At 59.6% G+C, this 23152-nt stretch carries 22 protein-coding genes; 5 read left to right on the forward strand and 17 right to left on the reverse strand.

The annotated features are described in order from the left end of the window. Positions 1 to 893: 893 nt before the first annotated feature. The 8 genes from FFH21_RS20975 to FFH21_RS21010 all read right to left on the reverse strand — a co-directional run bounded on the left by FFH21_RS20975 (position 894) and on the right by FFH21_RS21010 (position 8666). Entirely contained in the window at positions 894 to 2090 is a 1197-nt protein-coding gene (locus FFH21_RS20975) for a PotD/PotF family extracellular solute-binding protein (protein WP_004658224.1), read from the reverse strand. Then, positions 2087 to 3094, reverse strand: coding sequence for a GTP-binding protein (locus FFH21_RS20980; RefSeq protein WP_011169348.1), 1008 nt, complete (start codon positions 3092 to 3094; stop codon positions 2087 to 2089). The genes FFH21_RS20975 and FFH21_RS20980 overlap by 4 nt, the downstream gene beginning before the upstream one ends. After that, the gene (locus tag FFH21_RS20985; RefSeq protein WP_003431302.1) at positions 3091 to 3390 is read right to left on the reverse strand and encodes a hypothetical protein; all 300 of its coding nucleotides are present in this window, start codon (positions 3388 to 3390) and stop codon (positions 3091 to 3093) included. Before FFH21_RS20985 ends, FFH21_RS20980 begins: the two co-directional genes overlap by 4 nt. Positions 3391 to 3412: 22 nt before the next feature. Further along, the gene (locus FFH21_RS20990) at positions 3413 to 4162 is read right to left on the reverse strand and encodes an SDR family NAD(P)-dependent oxidoreductase (RefSeq protein WP_004664065.1); all 750 of its coding nucleotides are present in this window, start codon (positions 4160 to 4162) and stop codon (positions 3413 to 3415) included. A 31-nt stretch (positions 4163 to 4193) separates the two neighbouring features. Next, positions 4194 to 4955, reverse strand: a complete 762-nt coding sequence (locus tag FFH21_RS20995; protein ID WP_004664064.1) for an SDR family NAD(P)-dependent oxidoreductase — start codon at positions 4953 to 4955, stop codon at positions 4194 to 4196. Between the two features lie 10 nt (positions 4956 to 4965). Beyond that, positions 4966 to 6306, reverse strand: a complete 1341-nt coding sequence (locus FFH21_RS21000; protein WP_011169349.1) for an MFS transporter — start codon at positions 6304 to 6306, stop codon at positions 4966 to 4968. Positions 6307 to 6333: 27 nt separating this feature from the next. Then, the gene (locus FFH21_RS21005; protein ID WP_004658231.1) at positions 6334 to 7215 is read right to left on the reverse strand and encodes a polysaccharide deacetylase; all 882 of its coding nucleotides are present in this window, start codon (positions 7213 to 7215) and stop codon (positions 6334 to 6336) included. A 77-nt stretch (positions 7216 to 7292) separates the two neighbouring features. Then, a complete protein-coding gene (locus tag FFH21_RS21010) occupies positions 7293 to 8666 on the reverse strand; it encodes an amidase (RefSeq protein ID WP_002554893.1) in 1374 nt (457 codons plus the stop codon). Between the two features lie 347 nt (positions 8667 to 9013). Between FFH21_RS21010 and FFH21_RS21015 the strand changes: the two genes are divergently transcribed. Continuing rightward, the gene (locus FFH21_RS21015; protein WP_371217845.1) at positions 9014 to 10006 is read left to right on the forward strand and encodes a GntR family transcriptional regulator; all 993 of its coding nucleotides are present in this window, start codon (positions 9014 to 9016) and stop codon (positions 10004 to 10006) included. A gap of 171 nt (positions 10007 to 10177) precedes the next feature. Here FFH21_RS21015 and FFH21_RS21025 read toward each other — a convergent pair whose 3' ends face one another. The 4 genes from FFH21_RS21025 to FFH21_RS21040 are packed head-to-tail and all read right to left on the reverse strand — an operon-like array spanning position 10178 to position 14510. Beyond that, positions 10178 to 10606, reverse strand: a complete 429-nt coding sequence (locus FFH21_RS21025; RefSeq protein ID WP_004658235.1) for a group 1 truncated hemoglobin — start codon at positions 10604 to 10606, stop codon at positions 10178 to 10180. Then, positions 10606 to 11481: a DUF3034 family protein gene (locus FFH21_RS21030; protein WP_004664060.1), complete on the reverse strand. Its 876-nt coding sequence runs from the start codon at positions 11479 to 11481 to the stop codon at positions 10606 to 10608. Before FFH21_RS21030 ends, FFH21_RS21025 begins: the two co-directional genes overlap by 1 nt. A 3-nt stretch (positions 11482 to 11484) precedes the next feature. Then, complete coding sequence (locus FFH21_RS21035; protein WP_011169350.1) at positions 11485 to 13839, reverse strand: EAL domain-containing protein; 2355 nt, start codon at positions 13837 to 13839, stop codon at positions 11485 to 11487. Then, positions 13836 to 14510 (reverse strand): methylamine utilization protein, encoded by a 675-nt coding sequence (locus FFH21_RS21040; protein ID WP_019740850.1) that lies wholly within the window; start codon positions 14508 to 14510, stop codon positions 13836 to 13838. The genes FFH21_RS21035 and FFH21_RS21040 overlap by 4 nt, the downstream gene beginning before the upstream one ends. 182 nt (positions 14511 to 14692) lie before the next feature. On the opposite strand from FFH21_RS21040, the gene lon reads away from it, so the two are divergent. From lon to cmoB, 4 genes are all read left to right on the forward strand, one after another. After that, positions 14693 to 17110 (forward strand): endopeptidase La, encoded by a 2418-nt coding sequence (gene lon / locus FFH21_RS21045; protein ID WP_004658241.1) that lies wholly within the window; start codon positions 14693 to 14695, stop codon positions 17108 to 17110. Positions 17111 to 17440: 330 nt separating this feature from the next. Next, a complete protein-coding gene (locus FFH21_RS21050) occupies positions 17441 to 17833 on the forward strand; it encodes a protease inhibitor I42 family protein (RefSeq protein WP_002554900.1) in 393 nt (130 codons plus the stop codon). A 100-nt stretch (positions 17834 to 17933) separates the two neighbouring features. Then, the gene (gene cmoA / locus FFH21_RS21055; RefSeq protein WP_004658242.1) at positions 17934 to 18677 is read left to right on the forward strand and encodes a carboxy-S-adenosyl-L-methionine synthase CmoA; all 744 of its coding nucleotides are present in this window, start codon (positions 17934 to 17936) and stop codon (positions 18675 to 18677) included. Continuing rightward, positions 18674 to 19633: a tRNA 5-methoxyuridine(34)/uridine 5-oxyacetic acid(34) synthase CmoB gene (gene cmoB, locus FFH21_RS21060; RefSeq protein WP_004664058.1), complete on the forward strand. Its 960-nt coding sequence runs from the start codon at positions 18674 to 18676 to the stop codon at positions 19631 to 19633. Before cmoA ends, cmoB begins: the two co-directional genes overlap by 4 nt. Before the next feature lie 9 nt (positions 19634 to 19642). Here cmoB and pdxJ read toward each other — a convergent pair whose 3' ends face one another. The 5 genes from pdxJ to FFH21_RS21085 are packed head-to-tail and all read right to left on the reverse strand — an operon-like array spanning position 19643 to position 23145. Next, positions 19643 to 20383 carry a pyridoxine 5'-phosphate synthase gene (pdxJ, locus tag FFH21_RS21065; RefSeq protein WP_004664057.1) on the reverse strand — a complete coding sequence of 247 codons (741 nt, stop codon included), beginning with the start codon at positions 20381 to 20383 and terminating at the stop codon, positions 19643 to 19645. Between the two features lie 59 nt (positions 20384 to 20442). Continuing rightward, the gene (recO, locus tag FFH21_RS21070) at positions 20443 to 21126 is read right to left on the reverse strand and encodes a DNA repair protein RecO (protein ID WP_002554904.1); all 684 of its coding nucleotides are present in this window, start codon (positions 21124 to 21126) and stop codon (positions 20443 to 20445) included. Positions 21127 to 21186: 60 nt separating this feature from the next. Continuing rightward, the gene (era, locus tag FFH21_RS21075; protein ID WP_003363707.1) at positions 21187 to 22089 is read right to left on the reverse strand and encodes a GTPase Era; all 903 of its coding nucleotides are present in this window, start codon (positions 22087 to 22089) and stop codon (positions 21187 to 21189) included. Beyond that, on the reverse strand, positions 22082 to 22771 hold the full coding sequence (gene rnc, locus FFH21_RS21080) for a ribonuclease III (protein ID WP_002554906.1): 690 nt from the start codon (positions 22769 to 22771) through the stop codon (positions 22082 to 22084). Before rnc ends, era begins: the two co-directional genes overlap by 8 nt. Beyond that, the gene (locus tag FFH21_RS21085) at positions 22768 to 23145 is read right to left on the reverse strand and encodes a DUF4845 domain-containing protein (protein ID WP_004658246.1); all 378 of its coding nucleotides are present in this window, start codon (positions 23143 to 23145) and stop codon (positions 22768 to 22770) included. Before FFH21_RS21085 ends, rnc begins: the two co-directional genes overlap by 4 nt. Positions 23146 to 23152: the final 7 nt, after the last annotated feature.

Genomic DNA, 23152 nt, shown 5'->3' on the forward strand with positions numbered 1-23152 from the left:
CTCTCTTGAATGTGCGGTGCGGCGCAGACCTGTGACGCAGAGCGTCACGAAATGCATGCCAACGCGAAGCATTGGCACGATGGTGTTTTGACGATTATCGTTCCGCACGCTCCAGCGTGGGAATGCCGTTCTGGACGCTCTGCGTCAGCTCTTGAATGTGCGGTGCGGCGCAGACCTGTGACGCAGAGCGTCACGAAATGCATGCCAACGCGAAGCATTGGCACGATGGTGTTTTGACGATTATCGTTCCGCACGCTCCAGCGTGGGAATGCCGTTCTGGACGCTCTGCGTCAGCTCTTGAATGTGCGGTGCGGCGCAGACCTGTGACGCAGAGCGTCACGAAATGCATGCCAACGCAGAGCATTGGCACGATGGTGCTCTGACGATTATCGTTCCGCACGCTCCAGCGTGGGAATGCCATTCTGGACGCTCTGCGTCCTCTCTTGAATGTGCGCCGCGGCGCAGACCTGTGACGCGGAGCGTCACGAAATGCATGCCAACGCGGAGCATTGGCACGATGGTGCTCTGACGATTATCGTTCCGCGCGCTCCAGCGTGGGAATGCCGTTCTGGACGCTCTGCGTCAGCTCTTGAATGTGCGGTGCGGCGCAGACCTGTGACGCGGAGCGTCACGAACTGCATGCCAACGCAGAGCATTGGCACGATGGTGCTCCGACGATTATCGTTCCGCACGCTCCAGCGTGGGAATGCCGTTCTGGACGCTCTGCGTCAGCTCTTGAATGTGCGGTGCGGCGCAGACCTGTGACGCGGAGCGTCACGAACTGCATGCCAACGCAGAGCATTGGCACGATGGTGCTCCGACGATTATCGTTCCGCACGCTCCAGCGTGGGAATGCCGTTCTGGACGCTCTGCGTCCGCTTTTGAATGCGTGCCTAACGCGCTTTGGCGCTGCTTTTGCCACTGGCGCGCAGGATATCGTTCCAGCGGCGGACCAGGTAGTTGTGTTCGTTCATGACCGAGTTCCACACCGCAATGTGGCCCATGCGTTCCTCGTAGGAACCGCCGTCGCGGATCTCTCCGGCGTCGATCAGTGGCAGGCCGTCGCTGCCGAGCAGTTGCTCGCGGGCGGGCAGACCGGCGTACCAGTAATCCCATTCTGCGGCACTCAGATGATCACGACTGCGCGCCGGATTACCGATGTAATACCCCTGTCGCGCCATCACTGCGCCCGGCCAGCCGGACAGCCACCAGTTCAGGTAGGCGTAGGCTGCATCCAGCACCGGGCCTTTGGCGTGGCGCGATAAAGACAGCCCGCCGAACCAGCCGCGATAACCCTCTTTGGGCACTGCCACACGGTACTTAACACCCGCGCGGTGCAACCTGACCAGGGTCGGTGACCAGAGGCTCTGAATGTCGATGGTCGGGCTGAGCATCAGTTCGGCGGCTTCTTCGTCGTCTGACCAGAACGCGCCAAAATGCCCTTGCTGCTGTTTGCGCACCAGCACGTCGGCCAACACGTCGATTTCTTCGATGCTCATGTTGCCGATGTCCTTGAACGCCGCCAGCCCAGCGCCCTGCACAGCCAATGCGGCATCCAGTGCGCCGATAGCAGCGTCGCTCTGCAAGGCGATGCGCCCACCCCACACAGGGTCGAGCAACCAGCCCCAACTTTCGTCAGCAGGACTCAGCCCATCCGGCAAACGCTCGGGGCGATAGGCGAAACTGTCGGCGTTGTGAGTCAGCGGCAACATACTGATGCGCTCAGTCACCGCACTGCCCAGGCTGCCATCGTGCTGCACGAACAGACGTTCGCTGGGCACACTGCCGCTGCCCGGTTGATCGGTGGGTCTTAGTCGCCCCTGTTTGGGCAGGTCGTTGATTTCGTGCCAAAGCGCGATGCGCCGCGTATCGATGGGTTGAATGGCCCGCGCAGGCCAGACGAAATCAACGTTATGAAACCACTGATCGTAAAGGTCGTAGCTGTCGGGCTGCATGACCGCGATGCGTTGCGCGGTCTGCACGTCATGGATCTGATAGATCAGCTTGATGCCCAGTTCCTGCTCGGCCCGCTCACGCAAGGACTCCAGCAAGGTCACGGACGTACCCAGTACACGCAAGGTAATGGTCATGCCGCAGACTCGCTGAGTGAGGGCGCGAAGCTGCTGGAAAACACTTCGAATGAATGACGCAGCAACTCGGGATCAAGACCGCGCAGGATGAACACCAGCCGGGAAGTACGATCCTCTCCTGGCCAGGCTGCAAGATGCACCGGCGCATGCAGACAATGCTGCACACCATGAATCACGATGGGAGCCTGGTTGTCGTTCACGTTGAGCAGTCCTTTGACACGGAGGATTCGTTCACCGTGGCATCTTAACAGCATCGACAGCCACACCCCGAAACCGACCCAGTCCAGAGGCCGCTCGAACGTCAGGCAACAGACCTGCGCATCACCATGCCGCGCGGAAGTCGACAGCACCCGATGCAGTTGCCAACGCGTCACTTCAGCGGCCGGTTCGTCGCTGCGCATGCCCTCGCCCAGCAACAGTTGATCGCCACTGTGGATCTGCGCCGTATCCCGCAGCGGTGCAGAGAAATTCAGCGCTTGCAGGTGCTGACGAAGCGCATCCAGTGCGGGCTGATCGACCAGATCGGTCTTGCTCAACAACAGCCGGTCCGACGCCGCGATCTGAGCCAGCCACTCCGGATGCAGACGCTCTTGCAGTTTTGCGTGGCAGGCGTCCACCAACGTGACGATCAGGCCGATATGAAAACGCCCGCGCAGTTGCGGGTCATTGCTCAGCGTGGTGAGAATCGGTGCGGGATCCGCAAGGCCGGTGGTCTCCAGGATCACCCGGCGAAACGCTGGAATCTCGCCACGATTACGTCGCTCCAGAAGGCCGAGCAACGCATCTTTCAGCTCCCCCCTGACGGTGCAGCAGACACAACCGCTGGGCAGCAGAACGGTATCCGGAGCAACCTCTTCAACCAGCAGATGATCGATACCGACATCGCCGAATTCGTTGATCAACAGCGCAGTTTCGCCCATGTCTTCATCGGCCAGCAGGCGTTTGAGCAACGTGGTCTTGCCGCTGCCGAGAAAGCCGGTAATCACATTGAGAGCAATGCTCATGATGACCTCTGCAGATGGTCGAGCAAACGGGAATCCAGCGGGTCGAGCGGGCGACCAATCAGTAACTCGGCTTTCTGCCAGAGCTGCTCCAGGCCGGTCGCCAGTTCCTGCTTGCCGGTGGCCCCCAGCAGAAGGTAGGAAACGCCCTGAAAGTCCTCGACCTTAAGGCGAAAAGGAGCCACCACCTTGTTGATCGCGGCAATACGCCGCAAACGCTCACGCCGCCGGGGCAGTTCGGCAGCCAGTGGGTCGCTCCAGTGCACATCTTCGCCCAACAGCCCGCACAATCCACACATCAAGTGTTCTCCAGCAGTTTGCTCATGGCATGACGTCGCCGGAATTGGGGCCTAGCGTCTGGCCGACGAACAGGTTGCCACCCGGCTCGCTGGCCAAGAGCACCGCCACCGGCGCAACTTCCTCGGCCAGACCGAAACGCCCCAGCGGCAACTCGGCAGCCTTGGCGGTTTTCCACGCGCTGCTGATCCCGGCGACCAGCGGTGTTTCGATAGGGCCGGGAGCGATGGCATTGACCAGCACGTTGTCCTTGGCGACTTCCAGCGCAAGGGATTTGCTGAAACCGATCACCCCGGCCTTGGCAGCAGCGTAATGGGTCAACTCGGCACCGCCTTTGATGCCCAATTGCGAGGCAACATTGATGATGCGTCCCCAACGCTGGGCAATCATGTGCGGCAAGGCGCGCTGGCTGGCCACAAATACGCTGGTCAGGTCGACGCGCAGCATGTCGTTCCACATCTGGATGCTCAGGTCGACGCAACGTGCCTGGGTCAGCATGCCGGCGTTATTGACCAGAATGTCGATGCCGCCAAAATGCTCGACACAGGCATCGACACTGGCCTGCGCCCCCTCGACGCTGCCGACGTCGGCCACGCATTCCTGCACCTGCGCGCCGAGCTGACGGCAGTGTTCGGCAACCTTGGCCAGAGTGACCGGATCACGATCGCCCAGCACCAGATGCGCACCTTCACTCGCGTAGGCAAGCGCGATGGCAGCACCAATGCCGCTGCCTGCACCGGTGATCACCGCACGTTTTTGTTTGAGCTGTTGCATGGGTCGGGTTCCTTGGTTGAATTTGCGCGATCTACCCCGGCCAGCGCACGGTCAGGCCGCCGTCGATCACGATGCTTTGCCCGGTCAGGTAACTGGCTTCGTCGCTGCACAGAAAACGTACCAGCGCAGCGACTTCGTCCGCTCGGCCTACTCTACCCAGCGGAATGGCCTTGGCCGCCTGCGCCAGACCCTCAGGGCCCAACGAGTTCTTGCTGTCCAGCGACTGTGGCGTTTCGATCAAACCGGGAATCACCGCATTGCAGCGGATGCCCTTGGGCGCCAGTTCCACTGCCAGCGAGCGACACAGCCCTGGCACACCCGCCTTGGCGGCGGCGTAATGGGAATGGTCCTGCCAGCCGTAGACACCACCGGCAATCGATGAGATCGCCACCAGCGAACCGCCCTCGCCCATATGCCGGGCAGCGGCGCGGAAAGTACGCATCACGCCGGTCAGGTCCACGTCGAGCATCTCGTCCCAGCGTTCGTCGGTCATTTCCAGCAAGGGCGCACGACGCAACAGTCCGGCATTGGCCACAGCGTAATCGATTCGGCCATAGGCCTTGATCGCAGCCGCAGCCAGATCGTCGACCGACTCGGTGCTGGTCACATCCAGCGGCAGCATCAGGCATTCGCCACCCGCCGCCTCCACCAGCCTGCGGGTTTCATTCGGATCATGCGGGTCAGCCGGATAGAATCCGCCTGCCACCGCCACATCGTGCCGGGCAAAAGCCACTGCCAGCGCCTGGCCGATGCCGCTGGCGGCACCGGTTACTACTGCAACTTTACGAATCATGTGTTGCTCCTCATTTCACGGTTTCAGGTCGCACATGCCTGGCCGCAAACATCAGTGCACCCGACAGGAAGCAAGGCAGCGCGCCGAAATACAACGCCGAGGTCTGCCAGTCTCCACCTGCACTCAATACCGACGTGGCACCGAAGCCTGCGACCACGGCACCGAGCGGGCCCATGGCGTGAATGATTGCGCCGCCCGTTGCACGAATGCTGGTCGGGAAGCTTTCGCTGATGAAGAACAAGGCCGCCGAGTAAGGGCCGATCAGGAAGAACAGGCCAAGGCTGTACAAGCCAACGACCGTCACCATGTTGCTCGGCCCGTAGAGCATGCCGGCGAACGCCAGACCACCCAGCATCCAGCCAAGACCGATCACGTTACGACGACCGATTCGGTCACCAATCCAGCCGTGACACAGGTAACCGCAATAACCCACCAGATTGGACAGCACCAGAATGATCAGCGAGTTCTCGAACGAGATGTGGTGAACGCTGACGATCACCGTTGTGCCCAGCACACTGAACACCTGAATCGCCGCCCAGTTGAGCAGGATCGCAGCACCGATCACCAGCGTGGCGCGGCACGAAGAACCGCGGAAGGCAGCACCGATTCCCGCTTTGCTGTGCTCGTCGTAATCGACCCCGTAGGTTTGCGCCACAGCCTGTGCCTGGCTCACGTCGCCCTTCTTGCGCAACTGAGTAATACGTTGATGGATCTGAAACTGCGGGCTCTCTTTGAGCTTGCGCGCCAGGATCGCGATGACGATGGCCGGGATGGCCGCGAACACGAAGCAACCCTGCCAGCCAATGATCGGCAGCAGCACGGCGGTCAGCCCTGCTGCGATCAAAGCGCCGACCGGCCAGCCGCCCTGCACCAGGCTGTAGATGAAGCCACGGCGCTTGGCCAGACGCGGGTCGTCGGATGCCGCATAGATTTCGCTCAGGTAGGTCGCGTTGACCGTTTCTTCGGCATAACCCAGACCGCCCAGCGAACGAATCAGGATCAGCGGCGACTTGCCCCATGATCCGCCGATGGCCGTGAGCGCCGAGCAGATCGCCGAACCGCTCACGGTGAAAATGATACCCACGCGCCGTCCCAGGCGATCTACCAGCGGACCGATGGCCAGTGCCACCACCGCTGTGCCGACCGCGACCCAGGTCGCAATTTCGGCCTGTTCGACCTCACTCCAGCTGAAGTGCCGACCGATTTCCGGTAACAGCGTGCCAAACAGAATGAAGTCATATACCGCAAACACCCACGCGAAAAACGCAATCCATGTGGCGAACCGTACTTGCTCCGGAGTCAATTGCTCAGGTTTCCAGCCGGTCAGGTCGAGCTTGTTGTAAATGGACATGAGTGACGCCTCGGACAGGGCAATGTATCAACGGGTACGGGGGTTACGACGCACGAAGTCGTCGGCAATCTCGTCGAAAGTGACGAACTTGACGCCTGCATGGCTTTGAATGTGCTCGATCAAGCGCTCCAGCATCAGCAGCACTTGCGGGCGACCAGACACGTCCGGGTGAATGGTCATGGTGAATACAGCGTGTTCGTGTTCGCGATAGACCCAGTCGAACTGGTCGCGCCACATCTCCTCCAGATGTCGAGGGTTCACGAAACCGTGGCTGTTGGGTGCCTTCTTGATGAACATCATTGGCGGCAGATCGTCCAGGTACCAGTTGGCCGGAATTTCCACCAGATCGGTTTCTTCGCCACGTACCAGCGGCTTCATCCAGGTATCCGGATGCTGGCTGTAATCGATTTTGGTCCACTTGTCGCCCACCCGAACGTAGTAAGGGTGGAAGTCGTTGTGCATCAGGCTGTGGTCGTACTTGATGCCTTTCTTAAGCAGCAGCTCGTTGGTGACGTTGCTGAACTCCCACCATGGCGCGACATAGCCGGTCGGGCGTTTGCCGGTCATTTGCGTGATCAGTTCAATGGACTTGTCGAGGACGATCTCTTCCTGCTCCGGGGTCATCGCAATCGGGTTTTCATGGCTGTAACCATGCACACCGATTTCATGCCCGGCATCCGCCACGGCTTTCATCTGCTCGGGGAAGGTCTCCATGGAGTGCCCCGGAATGAACCAGGTGGTGCGCAGACCGTAACGCTCGAACAGCTTGAGCAGACGCGGAGCGCCGACTTCACCGGCGAACAGGCCGCGGGAAATGTCGTCCGGCGAATCCTCGCCGCCATAGGAGCCCAGCCAGCCCGCTACCGCATCTACATCCACACCAAACGCACACAGAATTTCTTTGGCCATCTTTGTTCTCCCACGGGTTAATCAGAACGGCTTCGCGATGTACCGCACGCGGGCCGGTTTCAAAATTCACAGGTTGTTCAAGGGGCTGCGATCAGTGCTTCTACTGCCAGCGCTGCGCGTAGCAACCGTGCGTCTTCCCCCGCCGGAGCGCTAAGCAACACTGCGGTGGGCAGGCCCGAGGCATCACTGCCGCTGGGCAGCGACACGCCGGGCATGTTCAGCAGGCTGCCCGGCATGGTCAGGCGCAGCGTGGCGAGGTTGGTTTGAATGAACAGCTCTTCGTCGTTCAACAGGGGCACGAGCGGCGGCGCCACATGAGCAACAGTTGGAGTAATCAGCAGCGCGCCATCGAGTTCGAGGGTCAATTGCTCCTGCAAACGTTCGCGCGCGGCGTACAGATTGACCAGCAGGCTGGCGGGCATATGTCGTGCGGCCTCCAGGCGCTTGCGCACTCTGGGGTCGAGCTGGCTGGCGGCGTCGCTGTCGAGCAACGGCTGATGCAGCGCGAATGCCTCGGCTGCACCAAGCCAGCCCTGTTGCTGGGTTAACAGCAACGTGGCCTGAAATGCCTGGCAAGGCTTGACCTCGATCAGCGCACCGCTTGCACGCAAGGCTTCAACAGCACGCAACAGGTTGTCGCGAACGGCCGGCGTGACTCGTTCGTCTTCCAGCACCGCCTGATCGAGCAGGAAACGTTGACCGGCCAAACTGCGTGGTATCAACGATGAAGGTTTGCTGCGCGCACAGAGCAGATCGTCGATCACTAGAGCGTCGCGCACACTGCGGGTCAGTGGCCCGACGCTGTCCAGCGTCAGCGCCAGCGGGAAAACGCCGTCGCGGCTATAGCGGCGGCTGGTGCTGCGAAACCCCACCAGACCGTTGAGCGCTGCCGGCACACGAATAGAACCGGCGGTATCGGTGCCCATGGCGATCGGTACGGTTCTGTTGGCGACGGCGACTGCCGAACCCGAAGACGAACCGCCAGGAATACGTGGCGAGCCGTCGCTGTTGGGGTTGATCGGCGTACCGAAATGCGGGTTCAGGCCCAGCCCTGAATAAGCGAATTCACTGAGATTGGTCTTGCCCAGGCTGACCATCCCGGACCGTGCCAGCAGCCCGACACTTGGCGCATCCAGCAGCGCGGGCGACAGGTTATTGCGCACCGCAGCACCGGCGGTTGTGACGCTGCCTGCCACGTCGAAAAGATCCTTCCAGGCGATGGGCACGCCGTCGAAGGGGCTCAATGGCTGCCCTTGCTGCCAGCGGGCCGCAGACGCTTCGGCTTCCCTGCGTGCCCGTTCGATACTCATGGAAATGAACACATGATCGGCGCGTGCCGCCTGTTGCAGCGCCTTGTCCAGAGCCTGCACAGGGTCACTGCGCCCTTGGGCAAAATCCTCGGCCAGTGCGCAGGCATCACCGGTAACGCTGTGACTCCCGGTATCGGTCATGGACATCACACCCTCAAAAATGTACTTATTAATAAAATGTACATTTAACAAAGGCAGGTTCCATGCCAATCTGCATGTCGCGACGCCCTGACCCGATCAAGCTGACGGCCCTTTCGCGCTGGAAACGCCGTACTAGAAACCTTTTTGCAAAGGCATCAATCAGTTGTGATAAAGCGTCGTGGACGAGCAGGATCGTCATAAAGAAATAATGTATCTTTTACAAAAGATACATTTTAGTGCAAAAAAGTAACGGTGGCCCCATGAGCGAGCATCAGGACGTGGCCCAGGGTGACAACGGCGCTTCTGTGCGAGAATCGTCCGTCAACCGCCAGAAGTGTATGAAACCGATGTCAGAAGAGGACACGCGCACCGCGTCGCGTTACGCCACGATCCGTGAGGTGTTGCGTAACGCAATCGTCTCGGGTGCGGCTGCCAATGGACTGGTGCTGCTTGAAGCACCGTTGGCAGAACTGTTCGGCACCAGCCGGGTGCCGGTGCGCAAGGCGCTCAATCTGCTGCATGAAGAAGGCTTGATCAGCCGTTTCGATGGCCGGGGTTACCTGGTCAATCCTGACGCCGGGGAAGTCGAGCCGTTGCGGTTAAGCCTGAGCCACAAGCAGTTCGGGCTGGACAGCAGCGAAGAGCTGGTCGACACCCGCCCACTCGGCGAACGTATTCATGACGAGATCGGCGCGGCGCTGTCGGCCTGTATCGCCTTTGGTCATTATCGGCTGGATGAACAAAGCGCCGCGCAGCACTACGGCGTCAGCCGCGCGGTGGTTCGCGAGGCGCTGATGCGTTTGCGTGATCGCGGCCTGGTGGAAAAAGAGCCTTACTCACAGTGGCTGGCAGGGCCGCTGACGGCCCGGGAGATCACCGAAGACTACGAACTGCGCGCCTGCCTTGAGCCCGAAGCCCTGCGCCAGACCGCGCCGCAGCTGAGTCGCGAAACTCTGGAGGCCATGCTGGCCAGAGTCATTCAGGCGCAAAATGCCGAACAGTGCAGCCTGGAGGAAATAGAGCGCCTTGAGGACGACCTGCATCAGCAGTGTCTGGGCGGCCTGCAAAACCGCAAGATCGCTACCCTGATCAGTCAGGCGCAGAGCCCAATGATCATCAATCGGATTTTCTACCGGTTGCTGGAAATTGGCGCGGATGAAGCGATGCTGGCCGAGCACCGGCTGATCATTGAGTTGCTGCTGCACGGTGCTTTCGACGCCGCGGCCTTGAACCTCAAGGAGCACCTGCAACGCGCCCGGCAGCGCATGCTCCAGCGCCTGAAAGTGCTGTCGGTACTGCCGGAGCAGGAAGTGCCGGGGTACCTGACGCGGTTGAGTTGAGGCATGGCTGGAAGACTCATTGCACACGCTCCAGTGGGAACTCCGTTCTGGATGCTCTGCGTCCAATCCTGAGCGCGCGGCGCGACGGCGATTTGTGACGCTGAGCGTCACCAACGGCATGCCAACGCGGAGCATTGGCACGATAGTCAGAGTGCATTTAAAGGCTACGAATTACTTGCCAACCACGTCGCCACGCATTGGCGCCAACCGGGCGATCAAACGGTTCTGGACCGGAACCGGAACGTTCTCGGTGTCCATCGCTGCGATCAGGTTTTCAACCAGCGCGTTGAAATCGCTGGGGGTAAGGTTCTGGCCCTTGTGCGACTCGGCCATGCTGTCACCGGTGTAACGGCACGGGCCGCCCGCTTCGACACAGAGTTGCTCGACCAGTTTGTCGCGCAGACGCACGATGTCGACTTTCTTGAAGCGCTCGACAATCCGGTCATCCCTGGCCACGTTCATGAGCATGCCTTCAACGATGCGCTGGATGCCGGCACGCTGGCCAAGGTCTCGATAAAGACTGTCATCCTTGGGGGGCTGTTGCTGTTGGGCGCAACCGGCCAGTACCGTCAGCATCAGACAGATCAGCAAGCGTCTCATCAGAAACTCCCCTGCACAGACAGATAAGTACCGTTCTGGTTATCCAGCGTGGCGATTTCGCCCAGACGGGCGTAGGCCAATACAACGGACAGATGCTTGTTGGGGAAATAACCGAGAAACACATCTGCCCAGTCGCTCTCGCCAGCAAACGAAAGATTATCCGGCTTTTCGCGATATTCGACGCCAAGCGCCCAGCGCGGATTGAACAGCACCGCTACCGAGCCCTCCTTGAGCAGACTGCGACTGTCACGCCGGTCCCCGCCAAACCCGAGCAGACCGGTTTCGTTGGCGCGGCTATAACGCATGCCACCGTTGACCACGACGTTGTAGCCAAACGCCGCGCCCATGAACAGCCGACTGGCCGTCAGATACCCTTCGACATCCGAATCACGCTTGGCCCCCACCAGACTCGGGATCAGGAAATCGTTCTGATGCTTGTACTGCACGCCCAGGGAAACCTGCGGCAGGCTTTCATAGATCAGGTCGCCGAACAGGCGCACTTTGACGCCGAACACGTCCTGGCTGAGGTTGTCGTCCGGCAGGCTGAGCCTGTGCTGCAGGTTGCTGATATCGAAACGCTGGTGAGCATAGGAAAACTCGACGCGGTTGCCATAGGCGACGGCGAGGCCTGCCACATCAAGGTTGTAGTCCGGCAGATTGATGTGCGTGGCGAAGGCTGTCGCCCCCCACTCGCCTTGCTCGCTGTAACCGGTGATCACCGCCCATGGGGTGATACCGCCACCGGCGCTGCCCTCAATACTGGTTGCGCCACCCGTGGCGATAAGTCGGCCGTTGTCGCCCAGCGCGAGCGCCGGGGCAACCCCTGCCACACCCGCCAAAAGATAACCCAACAGTAATGATGTCTTGTAGGACATGGATTAATTCACCATAAGACTGGGTGATGCCTGATACGTAGCAATCCATGCCTCGAATGCTGACGCCGTCAGCGGCCGACTGATCAGGTAACCCTGGGCCGTATCGCAATGCCAACGCCGGAGCAGATCCAGACTGTGTTGGTACTCGACACCCTCTGCCACCACCTTGAGTCCGAGGTTATGGCTCATTTCGATGGTCGACCGCACGATCACCGCGTCTTCGCTGGTTTCATCCAGGTTGCGCACGAAAGACTGGTCGATTTTCAACTCCTGCACTGGCAGACGCTTCAAGTGGGCCAGTGACGAGTAACCGGTGCCGAAGTCATCGACCGACAGGCTGATACCGCAGTCGCGTAGACGATGCAGAACCACTAGGGCTTTCTCCGGCTCGCTCATGACCGCGCTCTCGGTTATCTCGAATACCAGTTGTTCGGCAGGCACCGCGTATTGCTTGAGCAGTTTCATGACATAACCGGCCAGATCGTCGCCCAGCAGGTCGTCGGCGGAAATGTTGACCGATACCTGCAGCACCAGACCGCGCTGGCGCCATTCGGCCAACTGACGCATTGCCTCTTCGATAACCCAGTTGGTCAGCAGGTTGATACTGCCGGTGCGCTCGGCGAGCACAATGAATTCGGCTGGCGAAACATTGCCAAAGCGCGGGTGAGTCCAGCGCAGCAGGGCTTCCGCCTGACGAACATAGCCCTGACGGATATCCAGTTTGGGTTGGTAATGGAGCATCAGTTCGCCATTCTGCGGAGCCTTGCGCAGGTCGCGGATCAGACATATCTGACGCTGGTGAGCGAGGTCACGTCCGTCCTGGTAGATCTGCAGGCGACCGGGAATGAACGCTGCGTCCTTGCGTGCAATCGCCGCACGGTTGACCAGTTCCTGAGCCGAATCACCGTGTTCCGGATAAACCGTGATGCCTATGCAGCACTCAAGCATCAGATCATGGTTGTCGATACGTTGCGGCTCGCTGAGCAAACGCTGCACGGCGTCGGCCATGCCCACCGCGCCGTCACTGGCAGTGTTGTCCAGCAACAGCAAGAACTCGTTGGCACTCAGCCGTGCCACCGTGTCGCCAGACCGCAAATTGCCCTGCAAACGCTGCCCCAACTGGCGTAACAGTTGCTCAACGCCTTCGGCACCCGCACTTTCGTTGATCGTGGCCAGGTTCTCGATGCCTAGATACAGCAAGGCGACCGTGCGATTTGCCGCAATCAAACTGCCAAGACGTTCCATCACCAACGCTCGATTGGGCAGGCCGGTCAGGTTGTCGTGCAGAGCGTTGTGAGCCAACTGCCCTTCGCGCACGGCGATGCCCTGTTGCATGGTGTTGATCGCGTCGGCGAGCATGCCCAATTCGTCACTGCGCACCAGGGTTACCGGCGTTTTATAGTCGCCATCGCCAATACGTTTGGCCGCAATAGCCAACTCCTGCACCGGCAGCGACACGCTGCGGGCCAGCGCCAGCGTACCAAGCAGCGACGCCAGCAATGCGATCATGGAAATCCAGAAAATCTTTTCATTCAGCGGTGCAAACGCTTGATAAGCCTTGTCCAGCGGGCTCTGCAACAGCGCGATCACTTGTCCGTCGTCGCCATTGCTGTTTTTGGCCAGCATCAGCGTTTGACTGAGAAAGTTGAGGTTCGCTTGCTCGGTCAGCAGCATCTGCCCTTCGGAGGAACTGCGCATCAGCTCGATCAGACCAGCGTACAAGGCTTTCGGCTGGGTGCTGATCAGTTCCCCGGACTGACCGTTTTCCACCGTGAGAAACGACACTTCCAGCCCACTAAGAGAACGCAGCTCTTCGGCAATGCCACTGTCGATGGTGAAGCCCATCACCACGCGGCCTATCGGCAACGGCGCAAGCACGGTACTTTCCACCAGCAAATGAGGTATTCCGCCACCCGGAATAATAAGCACTGACTGACCGGCACGCTTGGCGTTGCGCAGCGCCTGGTCATAGACAAACCTGGACCCCTCCGGCACCGCTGTCTCGGTACTGGCAACCACCACGCCATCCATGCCCAGCAGGAACATATCGCTGGCGTTGATGCGTTTGCCATGATTGAGCAGTACCGATCGAATGGTCGATGAATCGGCACTCGCTACAGCATCACGAAACCCGAAGTCGGCCGCCAACAGTTGCACGGCGTCACGCAGACGCTTGCCGCGCAGATCAATCAGCCGCTCGAACACACGGCTACCCACTTCCAGCTGCGCCTGGGCCTGAGTGCGCACCGCGTCGTCGGTCGCAACCTTGACCGCGAGATAGACCGCACTCACGACAATCAGCAACAGGACAATCAGAACCCCGGCAATGCGTGCCTGAAAGCTGGCTCTAAATTTCATTCATGTACGGCCTTGTGAAAAGCGTCGCCGAAACCGCCGGGGGCCGGCTTGCCGGGTTTATCCTCGGCTTTCACTTCGACCGCGAGGTTGAAACGCTGGGTGAGGCCCGATGCGGGCACATCGAATTCACCGCCCGATACAGGCTGCATGTCTTCAATTTGCGGATGCCAGAGCGTGGCAGCGTAGTGTCCGGCTGGCACCTGATCGAGTTTGAGCAGGCCATTGCTGTCCGTCACGCCGAACCAGGGTTCGTCCGTGACATAGATGTAGCCGACCATCCAGTCATGGATGTTGCAGCCCAGCACTACCACACCAGGCTTGTCGAACAACAGCGGTTCCGAGGGGGTGCCTTCGTAAAGTCGCAACTCGAAACGCTTGGCCGGGGAAAAGGAATAAACCTGATGGCGGATGTTGTCGCTGTTGGGAAACTTGACCTGCGTGCCGGTGTGTACCGCCAGCACATGCGGTGCAAACTCCTGGTCGCGCTGGTCCATGGCAGCCTTAAGCACTGCGGGCGACGGATCAGTCGGGCCTTTGAGCGTCACTACTGCATCTGCGAGGGGCTTGCCCTGCTTGTCGAGTACCTGCGCGGTAAAGGTAGAAGCCGATGCATTCGCAGCCGATGCCATCCATAGTCCAGCCAGTAATGCCGAAATAAATACGTTGGTCATACCTGATTCAACCCATAACGGCAGCGCCGTAAATGAAATAAGCCAGCGCTGGCCAGCACGGACTGGACCAACAACTAATAAATGACAGTTTTGCAACCGCTTTACAGACTATCGACCAAGACTATTGAAACCTGAGGGCTGCTGCCCCATCTAAGAAGCATGTTCAACTTCTCAGGTGCCCCATGAGCGACCAGCAGACAGACTCGCCAGATTTGCCCGATGACGCAGACGAGCACAACGTGTCTCTGAGTTCCGACAGCACCTCGCTTGCCTTGCCCGGCCAGAACCTGCCCGACAAGGTTTACATCATCCCGATCCACAACCGTCCGTTCTTTCCGGCGCAGGTCTTGCCGGTTATCGTCAACGAAGAACCGTGGGCTGAAACGCTGGAACTGGTCAGTAAGTCCGAGCACCATTCACTGGCGTTGTTCTTTATGGACACTCCTCAGGAAGACCCGCGCCACTTCAAGACCGATGCGCTTCCCGAGTACGGCACTCTGGTCAAGGTTCACCACGCCAGCCGCGAAAATGGCCGGTTGCAGTTTGTGGCGCAAGGCTTGAGCCGTGTGCGCATTCGTACCTGGCTCAAGCATCACCGCCCACCGTATCTGGTGGAAGTTGAATACCCGCAGCAACCCAACGATCCGACCGACGAGGTGAAGGCTTACGGCATGGCCTTGATCAACGCGATCAAAGAGCTGCTGCCGCTCAACCCGCTGTACAGCGAAGAGCTGAAGAATTACCTCAACCGCTTCAGCCCCAATGATCCTTCGCCGCTCACCGACTTCGCCGCGGCCCTTACCTCGGCCACCGGCGTCGAGCTGCAAGAGGTACTCGACTGCGTGCCGATGCTCAGGCGCATGGAGAAAGTCCTGCCGATGCTGCGCAAGGAAGTCGAGGTCGCCCGCCTGCAGAAGGAAATTTCTGCCGAGGTCAATCGCAAGATCGGCGAGCATCAGCGTCAGTTCTTCCTCAAGGAGCAGCTCAAGGTTATTCAGCAGGAGCTGGGGCTGAGCAAGGACGACCGTAGTGCCGACATCGAACAGTTCGAACAGCGACTGGAAGGCAAGACCCTGCCACCGCAGGCGCGCAAGAAGTTCGACGAAGAAATAGGCAAGCTCAAGGTGCTGGAAACCGGCTCGCCGGAATACGCTGTGACGCGCAATTATCTGGACTGGACCAGTTCGTTGCCGTGGGGTGTCTACGGCGAAGACAAGCTGGACCTCAAGCACGCTCGTAAAGTGCTCGATCAACACCATGCCGGCCTGGATGACATCAAGGCGCGCATTCTCGAGTTTCTTGCAGTGGGTGCCTATAAAGGCGAGATCAGCGGCTCGATCGTCCTGCTGGTGGGCCCACCGGGTGTCGGCAAGACCAGCGTCGGGCGCTCGATTGCCGAGTCGCTGGGGCGACCATTCTATCGACTGAGCGTGGGCGGCATGCGCGACGAGGCCGAAATCAAGGGCCACCGCCGTACCTACATCGGCGCCCAGCCAGGCAAACTGGTGCAGGCGCTGAAGGATGTAGAAGTCATGAACCCGGTCATCATGCTCGATGAAATCGACAAGATGGGCCAAAGCTACCAGGGCGACCCGGCGTCTGCGCTGCTGGAAACCCTGGACCCGGAACAGAACGTCGAATTCCTCGATCACTACCTGGACCTGCGTCTGGACCTTTCCAAAGTCCTGTTCGTGTGCACCGCCAACACCCTGGACTCAATCCCCGGCCCGCTCCTTGACCGCATGGAAGTGATTCGCCTGTCCGGCTATATCACTGAAGAGAAGCTTGCGATTGCCAAACGCCACCTGTGGCCAAAGCAATTGGAGAAAGCCGGTGTTGCCAAAAGCAAGCTGAGCATCAGCGACAGCGCCCTGCGCGCCGTCATCGAAGGCTACGCTCGCGAAGCCGGTGTGCGGCATCTGGAAAAACAACTGGGCAAGCTAGTGCGCAAAGCGGTGGTCAAACTGCTGGATACGCCTGACTCGGTGATCAAGATCGGCCCGAAAGACCTTGAAGCGTCATTGGGCATGCCGGTGTTTCGCAGCGAACAGGTGCTGTCGGGCACCGGTGTGATCACAGGCCTGGCCTGGACCAGTATGGGCGGCGCGACGTTACCGATTGAAGCAACGCGCATTCACACCCTGAATCGCGGCTTCAAACTGACCGGGCAACTGGGCGATGTCATGAAAGAGTCGGCTGAAATTGCCTACAGCTACGTCAGCGCCAACCTGTCGAAGTTTGGCGGCGACGCGAAGTTCTTCGATGAAGCGTTTGTACACGTACACGTTCCCGAAGGTGCAACCCCGAAAGATGGCCCTAGCGCGGGCGTTACCATGGCCAGCGCCCTGCTGTCCCTGGCGCGTAACCAACCGCCGAAAAAAGGCGTGGCCATGACCGGCGAACTGACCCTGACCGGGCACGTATTGCCTATCGGCGGGGTGCGCGAGAAAGTCATTGCCGCGCGACGTCAGAAGATTCACGAACTGATCCTTCCGGAACCTAACCGTGGCAACTTCGAAGAACTGCCGGACTATCTCAAGGAAGGCATCACCGTTCACTTTGCCAAACGCTTTGCAGATGTGGTGAAGGTGTTGTTTTAAAGATTGATGCGGGGGCACGTCTCACACTGACTCGCTCCCGCGCCCTTCGGGCAGAATCAAAAGCGGACGTGTGTTTAACGCTGAATGATCTGACCCACAACGGGGCTTCTGCCCGCAGGGCGTGGGAGCGGACTTGTCCGTAAAGACGATGCTTCAGACGACGTATTTTCGGCGATCATACTGGCTCTTTCGCGGAAAAGTCCGCTCCCACGGCCTTGACTATCTGATCTGATCAACTGATTCCGATCCTGAGCGGTATACCTGCCGTACTCCCCCCTAAAACCCTGATCGGTTATCCTTGCGCCTCGTCTCGCAAAACCGGAACTTGCCATGACCCCTGCCCGTTTCCTTGCACCGTTGAGCCTTGCGCTGCTGACGGCGTGCGCGCAAACACCGAAAAACATCGTGTCCATCGAGGCTGAAAACGACTGCCCACTGACGCTCCAGAGCGGACAGACGCTGATCCTCACCCTGCCCAGCAACCCGACAACCGGCTTTCGCTGGCTGACCCAAAATCCGGCGCAGAACATCCTGCGCAGCCTCGGGCCGGAGGTGTATGCCAACGCCGAGAGCAAGGAGATGGTCGGCAGCGGCGGGCAGTCAGTCTGGCGCTACAAGGCAACCGACGCAGGGACCGGGCGACTGGTGATGACCTATCAGCAGCCGTGGGCTCCGGAAGTGGCGCCGGAGCAGACTTTCGAATGCGCAATCACGGTGAACTGACCGTTTGCCCGCGGCTTGTCCGAAGGCACGCGCTGCACCATGCATCACGGCGACAACTTGGCTAGAATGCCCGCTTTTCAAAGCCTTCGCCGGAACCGCCGTGAGCAAAGAAACCGACCGCATTTTCGCCCAGCCACTGGCCCAGGTGCCTGACTTCGCCTTCAACGAAGACGTGGTGCGGGTTTTCCCGGACATGATCAAACGCTCGGTGCCCGGCTACCCGACGATTGTCGAAAACCTCGGCGTACTTGCCGCGCAGTTCGCCCAGCCGGATACCGTACTTTACGACCTTGGCAGTTCGCTGGGTGCCGTGACTCAAGCCTTGCGTCGCCATGTACGCAGCGAAGGCTGTGAAGTCATTGCGATAGATAACTCCAGTGCGATGGTCGAGCGCTGCCGTGAGTACCTCAATGCGCAGAACTCCATGTTTCAGGAGCTGTTGCCGGTGCAGGTCATCGAAGGTGACATTCTGGCGCTGGAGTTCAAGCCCGCGTCGGTGGTCGCGCTTAACTTCACCCTGCAATTCATTGCCCCCGAGCAGCGCCTGATATTGCTCGGGCGCATTCGTGATGCGCTGGTGCCAGGCGGCGCGTTGATCCTTTCGGAGAAACTGCGTTTTGATGACGAACAGGAGCATGCGCTGCTGACGGATCTGCACATCGCTTTCAAGCGCGCCAACGGCTACAGCGATCTGGAAATTGCCCAGAAGCGCAGTGCCATCGAAAACGTGATGAAGCCCGACAGCCTGGAAGAACATCGCCAACGTCTGCTCGCCGCCGGTTTTTCCAAGGTGGTGCCCTGGTTTCAATGCCTTAACTTCACCTCGTTGATTGCCCTGCCATGATTGATCTCGCTCCTCTTGCCCGCCGTCTGGCGGGAACCCCTCTGGCTGATTGGGCAAACGGCTTGCAAGCCCAGCTTGATACGAAAATGGCCAAGGGTCATGGTGACTTGCAGCGCTGGCAAAGTGCGCTGGATGCGCTTCCAGACCTGCAACCCGAGCGAATCGATCTGCTCGATAGCTTTACCCTGCAAGCCGAGTGCAACGGCGAAACCCGAACCGTGCTGCGCAAGGCGTTATTAGGCCTGTCGCCTTGGCGCAAAGGGCCGTTCAATGTGTTCGGCGTACATATCGACACCGAATGGCGCTCGGACTGGAAGTGGTCACGGGTATCGCCGCATCTGGACCTGAAGGGCAAACGGGTTCTGGATGTTGGTTGCGGCAACGGCTATTACCAGTGGCGCATGCTCGGTGCCGGGGCTGACAGCGTGATTGGTGTTGACCCCAACTGGCTGTTCTTCTGCCAGTTTCAGGCCATGCAGCGCTACCTGCCTGACCTTCCTGCCTGGCATCTGCCCTTCGCACTTGAGGACTTGCCAGCCAACCTGGAAGGCTTCGATACGGTGTTCTCAATGGGCGTGCTGTATCACCGCAAATCGCCCATCGACCATTTGCTGGCCTTGAAAGACTGCCTGGTAAAAGGCGGCGAGCTGGTGATGGAAACACTGGTAGTGCCGGGCGATGTTCATCAGGTGCTGGTGCCGGAGGACCGTTACGCACAGATGCGCAATGTCTGGTTCCTGCCGTCGGTGCCCGCGCTGGAACTGTGGATGCGCCGCGCCGGTTTCACCGACGTGCGCTGCGTCGACGTCAGCCATACGACGATCGAGGAGCAGCGCAGCACCGAATGGATGCGCTTCCAGTCACTGAGCGACTATCTGGACCCTGCCGATCACAGCAAGACCGTCGAAGGCTTGCCAGCGCCGATGCGCGCTGTGATTGTGGGCCGCAAGCCCTGATCAGAACGGCTACCGAGCGGCTGCCACAATCAGCGCTTTCATCTCTGCCACCGCCGCCTTGAAGCCGACGAACAGAGCATGAGCCACCAGCGCATGGCCGATGTTCAGTTCGTTGATGCCCTTGATCGCGGCGACTGCTTCGACGTTGTGATAATGCAGGCCGTGACCGGCGTTGACGATCAGGCCCTGGGCGAGACCAAACGCTACGCCGTCGGCTACCCGCTGCAGTTCTTCGGCGACTTCAGTCGGGGTCTGAGCATCGGCATAGCGACCGGTATGCAGTTCAATGGCAGGTGCACCGACGCGCTTTGAAGCGGCGATCTGGCGCTCATCGGCGTCGATAAACAACGAGACCTCGCAGCCGATTTTCGCCAGCCGCTCGACCGCTGACCTGATCCGCGCTTCCTGGCCCGCGACGTCCAGCCCGCCTTCGGTAGTCAGCTCCTGGCGTGTCTCCGGCACCAGGCAGATATGCGCAGGACGAATGCGCTCGGCAAATGCGAGCATTTCCTCGGTCACGCCCATCTCGAAGTTCATGCGGGTCTGCAGCACGTCCTTGAGCAGCAAGACGTCGCGCTCCTGGATATGTCGACGGTCTTCACGCAGGTGAACGGTGATGCCGTCGGCACCTGCCTCTTCGGCGTCCAGTGCTGCCTTGACCGGGTCCGGATAGCGCGTGCCACGAGCCTGACGCAAGGTGGCTACATGGTCGATATTCACGCCGAGAAGGATGCGAGTGCTTTGGGTCACGGTGGTCTCCAGAAAAATGAGCGAGCTGGTCGAAGCAGGCTGTAGAGAATAAAGCCTGATCAAGGCTTGCGAAACAGTTCACGACTGACAAGTGGGCGGCCGCCCAGATGTACAGCCAGCGCCTGACGCATCAGACGCTTGGCAGCAGACAACGCACCGGGGACGCTCCAGTCCGCTTCGGACATGGCCAGCAATTCTGCGCCTTGAAACAGGCCGGGCTGAAGCAGGTAAACACGCTCAAGCCCGGCATCCACTTGCAGGCGGTACATGCCATCAATTGCCAGCGGCTCGCCGTTGATGTCGGCGTCCATGGCAAAGCCGTAGCCCAGATCATCCAGCAACCGCCATTCGAACGAACGCAGCAACGGTTCCAGCGGACGGCCCAGTGCGAGGGCCAGCAATGTGGCGGCGTAATGTTCGAATACGGCTGGATGCGGATCTTCGGCAGGCAACAGGCGAATCAGCAGTTCGTTGAGGTACATGCCGCTGAACAACGCCTCGCCGGTCATCCAGGTAGCAACGCCTGCGCTTTCCATGCGCCCGACATTCTTGAGTTCGCCACGCCCTCGAAACTCGACTTCAAGGGGCACGAACGGACGCGCCAGCGAGCCTGCCTTGCCTTTGGCACTGCGTAGCACGGCACGTAGCCGCCCTTGGGGCGTGAGGAAATCGACCAGCGCGCTGTTTTCGCGATACGCACGGCTATGGAGCACATAAGCAGGTTGGCCGGTGGGCGCGCTCATCAGGCTGGCTCGAAAGAGAAGTGTTCGCCCAACCGCAGGAGGGTCAGGCGAAAGGGCAGCTTAGAGGTCGCCGTAGCCGAGCGAGCGAAGGGCGCGCTCGTCATCGGACCAGCCACCTTTGACCTTGACCCACAGGTTAAGCATGACTTTGGAGTCGAACAGCAGCTCCATGTCGCGACGCGCATCACTGCCGATGCGCTTGATACGGTCGCCCTTGTCGCCAATGATGATTTTTTTCTGGCCGTCACGCTCGACGAGAATCAGCGCATGGATATGCAGGGTGCGGCCCTGCTGCTTGAACTCTTCGATCTCGACAGTGATCTGGTACGGAAGCTCGGCACCCAACTGACGCATGATCTTCTCGCGAACCAGCTCGGCAGCCAGAAAGCGGCTGCTGCGATCAGTGATCTGATCTTCCGGGAAGAAGTGATCATTTTCGGGCAGGTGCGAGGCAATCAGGCTTTCCAGCGCTTCCAGGTTGTGGCCATGCTGCGCGGAGATAGGCACGATGGACGCATTCGGCAGTTGGCCTTGCAGCCACTCCAGATGCGGCATCAGATCGCTCTTGTCTTCAATGCGATCGGTTTTGTTGATCGCCAGAATGACCGGGCCTTGCACGTACTGAACACGCTCCAGAACCATCTGGTCTTCGTCGGTCCAGCGGGTGCGATCCACGACGAAGATCACCACGTCGACGTCTTTCAACGCAGCCGAAGCAGTCTTGTTCATGTAGCGGTTGAGCGCTTTCTCGCCATTCTTGTGCATGCCGGGAGTGTCGACATAGATCGCCTGCACGGCACCCTCGGTCTTGATCCCGAGCATGTTGTGACGCGTGGTCTGCGGCTTGCGCGAGGTGATCGCCAGCTTTTGACCCAGAATATGGTTGAGCAGCGTGGACTTGCCTACGTTGGGACGGCCGACAATGGCAACATAGCCACAGCGTGTTGCGGTTGTATCATTCATGACCGTTCTCCACGCCCAGGGCAATAAGTGCTGCTGCTGCGGCTACCTGTTCGGCAATCCGGCGGCTGACACCCTGTCCTCGGCTTTTTTCATTCAATAGGTTGATCTCGCATTCGACGAAAAACGTCCGGCAATGCGGTTCACCCTGGATATCCACCACCTCGTAACGCGGCAGTTCGCAGGCCCGCGACTGGAGAAATTCCTGCAGTCGGGTCTTGGGGTCCTTGTTGGTGTCTACCAGCGTCAGGCTGTCGAACTCGGTTGTCAGCCAGGCCAGAACGCGCTCGCGCGCAGCCTCCATGCCAGCGTCCAGGTAGATCGCCCCGATCAGCGCTTCAAGGGCGTCGGCGAGAATCGACTCGCGACGGAAACCACCACTTTTCAGCTCGCCGGACCCCAGGCGAAGGTACTCGCCCAGATCGAAACCACGGGCCAGCAACGCAAGGGTTTCACCCTTCACCAGGCGCGCACGCAAGCGCGACAACTGGCCTTCGCGGGCCTGAGGGAAGCGTTCGAACAACGCCTCGCCCGCCACGAAGTTGAGAATGGCATCACCGAGAAATTCCAGACGCTCGTTGTTGCGACCGGCAAAACTGCGATGGGTCAGGGCCAGGACCATCAGTTCCTGATCCTTGAAGGTATAGCCGAGCTGACGCTCAAGGCGGCTCAAGGATACGCTCACGGTTTACCCACACTGAATTGCTTGTCGAACTTCATCACCAGATCGATGTTCTGGAACCACGGTTCACGCTGCTCATAGTTCAAATGAGCCTTGAACGCATTGTTCTCCACCGTCACTTTCAACGCCTTGTTCAAATCTATATCCCGAATGCTGTTGACCTGCATGTTCTTACCGATATAACCGTAGAAATCGTCGACCGTGGTAATGTCCAGGGCCTGATTGGTGTCGACCGTTTCGATGATTTTCTTCATCGTCATATAGTCGAGGTAATGCGGGACCAGCTTGAAGGCCGTGCTCGTCGCGAACGCGACAAGCGCCAGCACCAACAGCCATCCCACTAGCGAAAAACCTTTTTGAGAAGTAGAGAACGTCATGTTCGAC

The organism is Pseudomonas sp. KBS0707 (assembly GCF_005937945.2).
Classification (GTDB): Bacteria; Pseudomonadota; Gammaproteobacteria; order Pseudomonadales; family Pseudomonadaceae; genus Aquipseudomonas; species Aquipseudomonas amygdali.